The organism is Paenibacillus polymyxa (genome assembly GCF_018614975.1).
In the GTDB taxonomy this organism is placed as follows: Bacteria; Bacillota; Bacilli; order Paenibacillales; family Paenibacillaceae; genus Paenibacillus; species Paenibacillus polymyxa_E.
This window is the reverse complement of sequence record NZ_JAGGNR010000012.1, coordinates 374,258-383,192: the sequence shown is the minus strand read 5'-3', so window position 1 is coordinate 383,192 and position 8,935 is coordinate 374,258. Positions and strand designations below refer to the sequence as shown.

At 47.9% G+C, this 8,935-nt stretch carries 10 protein-coding genes; 1 reads left to right on the top strand and 9 read right to left on the bottom strand.

Going from position 1 to position 8,935, the window contains the following annotated elements; translation table 11 throughout:
• Positions 1–178 precede the first annotated feature (178 nt).
• Positions 179–1,555 (bottom strand): class I SAM-dependent rRNA methyltransferase, encoded by a 1,377-nt coding sequence (locus J7E78_RS12540; RefSeq protein ID WP_215076492.1) that lies wholly within the window; start codon positions 1,553–1,555, stop codon positions 179–181.
• Positions 1,556–1,890: 335 nt separating this feature from the next.
• On the opposite strand from J7E78_RS12540, the gene J7E78_RS12535 reads away from it, so the two are divergent.
• A complete protein-coding gene (locus tag J7E78_RS12535; RefSeq protein ID WP_076250688.1) occupies positions 1,891–2,892 on the top strand; it encodes a Na/Pi cotransporter family protein in 1,002 nt (333 codons plus the stop codon).
• Positions 2,893–2,951: 59 nt separating this feature from the next.
• Here J7E78_RS12535 and J7E78_RS12530 read toward each other — a convergent pair whose 3' ends face one another.
• The 8 genes from J7E78_RS12530 to J7E78_RS12495 form a co-directional block, all read right to left on the bottom strand.
• Positions 2,952–3,386 (bottom strand): NUDIX hydrolase, encoded by a 435-nt coding sequence (locus J7E78_RS12530; protein ID WP_215076491.1) that lies wholly within the window; start codon positions 3,384–3,386, stop codon positions 2,952–2,954.
• A 114-nt stretch (positions 3,387–3,500) separates the two neighbouring features.
• Entirely contained in the window at positions 3,501–4,847 is a 1,347-nt protein-coding gene (gene mtaB, locus J7E78_RS12525) for a tRNA (N(6)-L-threonylcarbamoyladenosine(37)-C(2))-methylthiotransferase MtaB (protein ID WP_215076490.1), read from the bottom strand.
• A gap of 2 nt (positions 4,848–4,849) precedes the next feature.
• Positions 4,850–5,614 (bottom strand): RsmE family RNA methyltransferase, encoded by a 765-nt coding sequence (locus J7E78_RS12520; protein WP_215076489.1) that lies wholly within the window; start codon positions 5,612–5,614, stop codon positions 4,850–4,852.
• A gap of 139 nt (positions 5,615–5,753) precedes the next feature.
• Entirely contained in the window at positions 5,754–6,434 is a 681-nt protein-coding gene (locus J7E78_RS12515) for a site-2 protease family protein (RefSeq protein ID WP_215076488.1), read from the bottom strand.
• Between the two features lie 3 nt (positions 6,435–6,437).
• Positions 6,438–7,403: a 50S ribosomal protein L11 methyltransferase gene (prmA, locus tag J7E78_RS12510; protein ID WP_215076487.1), complete on the bottom strand. Its 966-nt coding sequence runs from the start codon at positions 7,401–7,403 to the stop codon at positions 6,438–6,440.
• A gap of 190 nt (positions 7,404–7,593) precedes the next feature.
• Positions 7,594–7,980: a hypothetical protein gene (locus J7E78_RS12505; protein ID WP_215076486.1), complete on the bottom strand. Its 387-nt coding sequence runs from the start codon at positions 7,978–7,980 to the stop codon at positions 7,594–7,596.
• Positions 7,973–8,152: a YfhD family protein gene (locus tag J7E78_RS12500; protein WP_215076485.1), complete on the bottom strand. Its 180-nt coding sequence runs from the start codon at positions 8,150–8,152 to the stop codon at positions 7,973–7,975. Before J7E78_RS12500 ends, J7E78_RS12505 begins: the two co-directional genes overlap by 8 nt.
• A gap of 261 nt (positions 8,153–8,413) precedes the next feature.
• Positions 8,414–8,782, bottom strand: a complete 369-nt coding sequence (locus tag J7E78_RS12495) for a hypothetical protein (RefSeq protein WP_215076484.1) — start codon at positions 8,780–8,782, stop codon at positions 8,414–8,416.
• Positions 8,783–8,935: the final 153 nt, after the last annotated feature.

Here is an 8,935-nt window from a genome sequence, read left to right as displayed (position 1 = left end):
CATATCTGACTTGGTTCGGAACATACGTTTGCCACTTTCCGGTAAAACCGGAGATCATCTCCGTTAACACAGCAAAAAGCCCGCAGCTGTTCACACTGTGGACTTTTAACCGAAAGTATCATTCATTTAAACTTCACTTTATCTCACGAAGGATTAAAAAAAGTAAAAAGAGACTCCTCTAATTCTTTTTACTGCGCACTTCAAAAATAGCAAATTTCAGGTAATGTCCTTCATCCACGCCCAAAATTTGCGGGTGGTCCTTACCCGCTGCCTTCCAGTCGATCAAACGAAGCACTTTGCCAGCATCTTCCGCTGCATCGGCAATCGTATCCAGGAAGAGGTCTGGACGCATGTGATACGAGCAGCTGGCTGTTACCAAATATCCGCCCTCATTCACCAGTTTCATTCCTTGCAGATTGATATCCTTATATCCACGGCATGCACCTTTGACTGCTGATTTCGTTTTGGCAAATGCAGGAGGATCAAGGATGACCACATCAAACGTTTTACCGCCAGCTGCCAGCGCTTTGGATGTATCTACTTTTTGTTCACCAGCACGCGCACGTGCAGTACGTTCATCCAGTCCTTTCACTTGTTCACGCAAGTACTGGAACGCATCAGCAACTACGAATTCGACACGGTCGGTAAAACCGTTTAGCTCCACATTTGTTCGTGCACTCTCAATGGCGTGCTCTGAAATATCGAGACAAGTCACTTTTTTGGCTCCATACTTGCAAGCATTCAACGTGAAGCTGCCCGTATGTGAAAAGCACTCCAATACGGTGGCACCATCCCAATAAGGGAATGTAACCACCTTACCGCTTTTATTCACAGGCAACAGCTGCTCTGTACCGTCCTGCTCAGTCGTTTGAAGTGTGATTCCACTCTTATAGCCCCAACCTTTCATGAGTGGTTCGATCGCTGCACGATTCTCACGTTGGTCGAAGAAGTAACCTGTCTTCTGTCCTTCCACGATATCGACTTTAATGAGCAGCCCGTTCTCGGTAACGGTGACATGTCTTGGGCATTCTCCATACAGTGGACCCTTGGTCTGCTCCAAACCTTCCAGTTCACGAATCGAGACATCACTCCGCTCATATATGCCTTCCGGCTGCATCACTTCAATGAGTGCTTGAACGATGGCTTCTCGGCAACGATCCATGCCAAGTGTAAGCAACTGTACAACGAGGATGCTGCCGAATCGGTCAACGATCAATCCTGGCAGAAAATCAGCTTCACCGTAAACGAGACGATATGCCTCTCCATCCTGTATAAAACGCTCCCGATGACGCAAGCAATCGCGGAAACGCGCTGCAAAGAACGCCGTATCCATCTGTTCGGACTCCATAGGTTGATAAGCTACAACCCTTACAGTGATCTGAGATGCGGGATTGTAATATCCTGTCGCCAGATAGCGACCTTGATGATTCAATACATTGACCAGATCTCCCGGTTCCGGGTTTCCGTCAACAGAGGCAATTTCGTTGTTAAATATCCATGGATGTGCATGTTCAAGCCGCTTTTTGCGACTGCGTTCAAGTGTAACTGATGGCAAGGTAGATCCACTTCTTTCATAGTTAGTTGAAAAGATAGGTTTGGTGCGGCGCGTAGGTGGCGTTTCGGTTACGAATCGATCTTCCGATCGCTGTTGTCTCCAGATTTTTTTTGATTCCCTCTCTTAAAGGGATAATCCGGAGACAAAGGCGCACGCTTCGCTTCTTCAGATTCGATTTCGTCCCCTCCACTACGTTTGCACGAATCACCGTATCTTTCGAATTGGGGTGGGGTAATTTAGACGCTTCCACTCTGAATTCCTTTAGGCTTGTCATGGTTGTCTTTTCTTACTCATAGGATGAGTTAAGGAACCCGGACGGAAGGAATGATGTTTCTATGTTTAGAGATGTTATATTGCCCCTACTCTATGGGCTTATTATCTTTTTTGGTGGTATGAAGCTAATGGAAACCGCCTTGCAGCGCATGGCAGGGCCCATGTTGGCAGATTGGCTCAATCGCGCCACCTCTGCTCCATGGAAAGGCATGGCCTTCAGTGCAGGTGCAACGGCCTTGTTACAGAGCAGTACGGCGGTCACCGTACTCACCATTGGACTGGCTAATGCCAGATTAATCACCTATGGACGCACACTCGGCATCATCCTCGGCACCAACATCGGGACATGCCTGACAACGGAATTGGTGGGACTGCAGATCGGACGTGCTTCCCTACCGCTACTCGTCCTGTCGCTAACGGGCTGGGCCATGTTTGTTGTTCTTGGTGAACGCAATCTGGCCGCTCCTGAACGCACGCGCCAGACTCTGTTTAACATCCAGTACAGCTTCCTCGCAGCTGCGGGATTTGCACTTGTTATGACAGGCATTCAGGTGATGCAATCCATTGCCTTACCCTTGCGGAGCATGGGCGTATTTCAATGGTTTCTCGACCGCTCGGCCGACAGCTTGTGGTGGGGATTCCTGGCAGGTGCCTGTCTGACAGCGCTCATTCACAGCAGCGCTGCTGTCATTAGCATGGCAATCACACTCGCAGCCACAGGGGTATTGCCTGTGGAGATCGGCATCGCCATTGTGATCGGGTCCAACGTGGGGACCTGCATCACCGCTGTGATTGCTGCCGCGGGCGGAGCATCCGCAGGCAAATTTGTCGCAGCCTCCCATGTTGTATTAAACATTGCGGGAGCGCTGCTCTTTATGCCGCTGATCGGCCAGCTGCATGCAGCTTCGGCCTGGCTGTCAGCGGACAACGGGGCACAGATTGCGCATGCCCAGACCCTTTTTAACATCACCAGTTCACTGCTTGCTTTGCCATTCTGTTACTTGCCCATCTGGCACAAAAAACCACCGGTCCACGCCCCCGCGGCGAAGTCACCCGTGGCTTGATGATCTGCCTATCCAGACCCACACAGTATGCGCGGCTAACTGACTTGAACAATAGTGCGTTATACGTTAATGCCCAGCTTGTTCAGTGCTACACGCAAGATGTCATCGTTATTATCATATCCGCTTTGCTGCTGTAGGGACCATGCTTCTTCCGGAGCATACCAATCCACACCCTTGATTTCTTCAATCTGAGGCTGCAGATCACCACTCTCGGCTTCAACGAGATAATAATGAACTTCCTTGTCCACCGGGCCAAAATCTGCATGTTGGTACGTATAAGCAATGATATTAACCGGCTCTACAATGCGGCCCACCATACCTGTCTCTTCCAAAATCTCGCGCAGTGCCGTCTGTTCGATTGTTTCTCCATCTTCCATTTTGCCCTTGGCGAGAGTTGTTTTACCATAACGATCTACGATAAGCTGGATTTGAAGACGTCCGTCTTCCCCTGTTCTATAAACAACTCCGCCTGCTGAAATTTCTTTTTTGTTCATCGTGCTCTCCCCCATCAACTTCGATATCTTTATCTTATTTTTTTGCAAAAGAAGGACCTCATCTCCCCGGGTAAGCTCCCCAAGGAAATGAAATCCTTGTTTCTGACACCTCGATTACATCGCGGCGGACTTAAGATTCTCTTCCAACACACGTACCAGCGTAGCCTGACTTTCGTTGACACCAGCTTCAACCAATTTGACTCGGCACACTTTACCAACCATATCCATGGTTCCGTCAAAGACCAGTTGAATGTAGTTATCGCTGTATCCGTGCAGCTTGCCACTTCCCTCGCGGCCTTTGGCTTCACCTTCGGGAATGACATCCAACACCTGTCCGACAAACTGTTTGGCGTACTCCAGTTGCATCTGCTCAGACAATTCAATGAGTTCATGCACACGTGCATTTTTGACCTCTTCGTCCACCTGATCTTCCATCCGTGCTGCAGGTGTACCCGTACGCTTGGAATAAGGGAATACATGCATTTCGGAAAAACCGATTTTACGCATCAACTCATAACCGTTACGGTACATCTCATCCGTCTCACCCGGAAATCCAACAATAACGTCAGTCGTAATCGCCACATCTGGCATTGCTTCCCGAATGCGGAGCATTTTGTTGTAGAACTCTTCTGTCGTATATTTGCGGCGCATACGTTTCAACACCGTATCATCCCCCGCTTGCAGCGGAATATGGAAGTGACGAACGAGTTTATCCGAACGTTTGATCACGTCGAGCATGCGGTCATCAATCTGGCTGGCTTCAATCGAGCTGATTCGAATACGCTCCAAACCCTCTACCTTGTCCAGGTCCCACAGCAGATCGGTCAGATCATAGTTCTCCATGTCATCGCCATATCCACCAGTATGAATACCGGTCAGAACAATCTCCTTATATCCGGCGTGTACGAGTTGATGCGCCTGTTGAATAATGCTGTTCGCCTCCCGGCTGCGCGAGAGACCACGAGACCACGGAATAATGCAGAATGTACAGAAGTTATTGCAACCATCCTGAATCTTCAGGAATGCGCGGGTACGGTCAGCAAAATCCGGTACGTCCATCTCTTCAAACACACGGGTTTTCATAATATTACGCACGGCGTTAACAGGTTGACGGGACTCCTGAATTTGATTCACATATGGCAAAATCTTGTCACGGTCCTGTGTACCGATAACCAGATCCACCCCTGGGATATCCAGAATCTCTGCCGGAGAAGTCTGCGCATAGCAGCCAGTAACGGCCACAATCGCATCCGGGTTGCGCCGAATGGCACGACGAATAATTTGACGGCTCTTTTTGTCGCCGGTATTGGTTACTGTACAAGTATTAATCAAGTATACATCCGCTGTCTGTTCGTCAAAGTCCACTTGATCGTAACCTTCGTTTTTGAACAATTGCCAAATCGCCTCTGTATCATAGAAATTAACTTTGCAGCCTAAGGTGTAAAACGCCACGGATGGCATAATTACATTCCTCCCATTTCTCCGGATTCATATAACACGCAAGTTAGTGCAGCCATTCCAGCTGTCTCAGCACGCAAAATGCGTTTGCCCAGTCCAACAGATACAGCACCTGCCTGATCAGCCTCTGCCGTCTCCTTCTCAGAAAATCCACCTTCCGGTCCAACAACGATCAGTACTTCTGCACTTGCATCAGGTACAAGCTGCTCAACAAACGGCTTCAGTGCATCTCTCAGCTGTTTACCATTTTCTTTCTCATAACAATAACACACCAGACTATAGCCCTCAAAAGAAGATAACAGCCCTTTCCAGGAAAGCGGTTGCTCGACGGATGGAATGCGATTCCGATGACTCTGTTCGGCAGCTTCCTTGGCAATTTTTCGCCACCGCTCCAACCGTTTGCCTTCTTTCTTGGCATCATATTGCACAATCGTACGCTCGGATAGGAACGGTACAAAGGATACCGCCCCGATCTCAGTACATCTCTGGATGACTGTTTCCATCTTGTCGCCCTTGGGCAAACTCTGTGCCACAGTTACTCGAATCCGTGCTTCATGGTCCATCTCGAGAGGTTCCACAATATTCGCTGTCACTTGGCCAACTTCAATACTCTCAATTTCCACGAGTGCTTCTCTGGAGTTTCCGTCACTGACAATCAGTTTATCTCCAGGTTTACCACGCATGACCTTGCCGATATGGCGTGCATCATCACCTGTGATGATCACAGCGTGTTCATTAAACTGCTCTGCAGATACAAAATATCGCTGCATTCGTCAATCCACCCATTCTGTCCTGTTATGACTGGAATTCACCCCGCCTAAAGACAGGCGTGAATCCAATCGCCACAGATGATCATACAACTTTTACGTGTTTCTGACCAGTATATCAGTCCAAATTGCTAACCGCTCTCTATCGATATAATTCAATAATCAGACCTACCAGATCCATATACATGTTATTTGCAAATATATATAACGGTTGAATCGTTACAGCCTGCAATGGCGGGATAACCAGAATCAGCAGGAAAATAAAGATGGACCATTGTTCCACCCCCTGCAGCTTGCGACTGAGAGGCCTTGGCAATACATCTTCGAGAATACGATAACCATCCAATGGCGGAAGAGGAATTAGATTAAACATAAACAGGAAAAAGTTCGTTATGCTGAACATAGGTAAAAACGTCATCAGGGCTGTAACTACTCGCTCATTCTCAATGTTGCCCAGTACGCCTGATCCAAACAGACAACCGTAGACAATGGCACCAATAATGGCGAGCAACAGATTACTCAGCGGACCTACTACAGATACGATAGCCCCCATCAATCTTGGCTTGTCAAAATTCGCACGGTTTACAGGAACCGGACGCGCCCAACCAAAGCCGGCAATAATGAGCAACAGCACACCAAACAAGTCAAAATGTACAACCGGATTTAATGTAACCCGACCCAATAGCTTGGCCGTCGGGTCACCAAATTTATTGGCGAAATATGCATGTGAAAATTCATGCACCGTAAATGCAATCAGGATCGTCAGCAGGAAGAACGGCAACTGATCGATCGGATAACGAAAGAAACGATCCAGGAAGTCCATACGTTACCCCTTTCTGGCTACATACGCCAGCCAATCTTCATCACGGTGGATCGCACTCACTTCAAATCCGGAGGCTACCAGTGCATCATGTACAACCTGCTCTTTGTTCTTCCAAATGCCCGAAACAATATAGATGCCGCCAGACTCAAGCGCATGATAGACATCGTCCACGAACAACAAAATGATCTCAGCCAGAATGTTCGCAACAACAACTTTAACTGGCAGTTGCACACCAAGCGCAGGGTCCTGACTCCCAAGGACGGACAACAGATCACTCTCTTTAACCGTAATTTGTTGCTCCAGCCCATTCAGTTCTACATTCTCCCTGGCACTGATTACTGCAACCGGGTCAAGATCAAGCGCCAGTACATGTTTTGCCCCAAGCTTAATCGCGCCTATAGCCAAAATACCAGAACCTGTACCTACGTCAATGACTTCCTCGCCGCCCTGAATAACCGTTTCCAGTGTGCGCAAGCAGAGGGAGGTCGTTGGGTGGGTTCCTGTACCAAAGGCCATGCCAGGGTCAAGCTCAATAATTTTCTCATCCGGACTTTCTGGCGTATACTCTTCCCACGTTGGTTTGATCGTCAGACGTTCCGATACACGTACCGGCTTGAAATATTGCTTCCAGGCTGTTGCCCAGTCATTTTCATCCACTGTACGCGTCTCATAACGAACCTCACCTGTATCAATTCCGAATTCAGAGAGTTCCTCAACTCTAGGATTAACTTCTGACTGTAGTGCAACCATATCCGTACCTTCGGAGAAGTACCCTTTGATGACCGCAAAGCCTTCCGGAATATCATTCAAAGGAACGTCGTATAACTCACCGTATGTCGTGTCCCGTTTTTTATTTAAAGTACCGGACTCTTCAATCGAAACCCCTCCAGCACCCGCTTCATGTAAAAAATTCGAAATCATCTCCACAGCTTCTTCTGTGGTATGTATTGTTAGTTCATGCCATAACATACTTGGTTTTTCCTCCTCATTTTTCAAACATCCCAACTATTGTACTACACAAGCGAGCCGGAGCACAAAGCCGCACCAGTAAAAGAAAAACAAAACAGGATATCCGCAGCTTAACTGCTCGAATATCCTGTCATCTATTCATACATATCTGTTTCATTTACTTCAGCATTTTGCATCATTCGAATCTCACTTAGCAAAAACGCCCACCATTCTGCGTGATCATCTCTGCGGCTTGCGGGAGCGAATCGTTGGATACCGACACGGTCAGCAAAATTTCTTGTTTCGGCCTGTTTGCCGAATCCTCTTCGGGTGTATCATAGACCTGACCATTGGACAGCATTTGCGTTTCATCACTAATCAGGGCAAGTACATTCAGTTCGCCACTAAATCCTCCGACTACGGCGGTAGGAGAATTATCGAAGCCCGTAACATTGTTTGAGTCCGATGCTTCATTGCTAAGGCTCTCGATACTTAATTGGTTTGGGTGCAACAATTCCAGGGCTCTGCGTGCAGACTCGGCCTCAGTCCAGCTTGTAAAAACAGCTTCGAGGGTCACTGCCGAGCAATCTTCAGTCATGAAGCTCCCGTCCCTGACGTCGATCAGCTGCTTCACTGCGACGTAATGCTTCTATATCTTCATGATCCGCAGATTCAGCGCTGAATTCCACGTCTTCATTTTTCGCGGATTGCATCCGTTTCATCTTTTCCGTTTTTGTTAGAATTTTGCCCGAACGTTCATGTTCTGCCATTGTAATGCTCCTCCTTCATATTGTATAAGTTCAACTAAATCGGATTACACTGACACTCCGATAACAGAACAACCTTCCGATCACTGTTATCCCCAGATTTTTTAATTCCCTTTCTCAAGTGGGAAATCCGGGAATAGCGTATGCTTGCGAAAGCTTTTAGGCGAACGCTTCGCTTTCTTCAGGTTTTTTCTGTCCTCTCCGTTATTGTGTAAATGTTTAGATTGAATCTTATATTGTTGGTCTTTATATGCATTCCTGAAACTAGATCATTCCACCGGCCTGTTCGATTATCGACATCGCGCGGTGATGTATTGATTCATCTACGACGACAGTAAGTAATACATCCCTTCCTGTAGGTCCACCCTGTCCGCCATCACTCATGCCGCTTGCAGAAGGGTCCGCCGCAGCCATGATTCCAGCACTGGCATTTGTTTGCATCGAATCGGGCACCCATGATGAAAAACTGCCGGAAACGCCCGGCTTGTAGGAAGCCCCGCTTGGTCCTACACCCGCATACCGGCTGAATCGATTAATTGACAGGTCCTCCACTCGCAATGCCTCCAGTTTTTTGGCTGCCCCTTGAGCCTGCTCCGGGCTGTGAAAGTACGCCAAAATATTTTTCTCGGTCATCCGCTTCACCTGCTTCCCTAATTTCTCGTATATCAGCTATGCATATCATTCTCGCCATGCTATCTTTCCGCAAGTTCGTTCAGAATATACCGAAATGTTCCCACAAATGCTGTCGTTCTTTGTAGCATAAACCCATGGATTCTGCCAAAACCA

Coding starts and splice junctions, on each gene's coding strand:
- J7E78_RS12535 (WP_076250688.1), top strand. CDS start 1,891: ATGTTTAGAGATGTTATATTGCCCCTACTCTATGGGCTTATTATCTTT.
- J7E78_RS12530 (WP_215076491.1), bottom strand. CDS start 3,386: ATGAACAAAAAAGAAATTTCAGCAGGCGGAGTTGTTTATAGAACAGGG.
- mtaB (WP_215076490.1), bottom strand. CDS start 4,847: ATGCCATCCGTGGCGTTTTACACCTTAGGCTGCAAAGTTAATTTCTAT.
- J7E78_RS12520 (WP_215076489.1), bottom strand. CDS start 5,614: ATGCAGCGATATTTTGTATCTGCAGAGCAGTTTAATGAACACGCTGTG.
- J7E78_RS12515 (WP_215076488.1), bottom strand. CDS start 6,434: ATGGACTTCCTGGATCGTTTCTTTCGTTATCCGATCGATCAGTTGCCG.
- prmA (WP_215076487.1), bottom strand. CDS start 7,403: ATGTTATGGCATGAACTAACAATACATACCACAGAAGAAGCTGTGGAG.
- J7E78_RS12505 (WP_215076486.1), bottom strand. CDS start 7,980: ATGACTGAAGATTGCTCGGCAGTGACCCTCGAAGCTGTTTTTACAAGC.
- J7E78_RS12500 (WP_215076485.1), bottom strand. CDS start 8,152: ATGGCAGAACATGAACGTTCGGGCAAAATTCTAACAAAAACGGAAAAG.
- J7E78_RS12495 (WP_215076484.1), bottom strand. CDS start 8,782: ATGACCGAGAAAAATATTTTGGCGTACTTTCACAGCCCGGAGCAGGCT.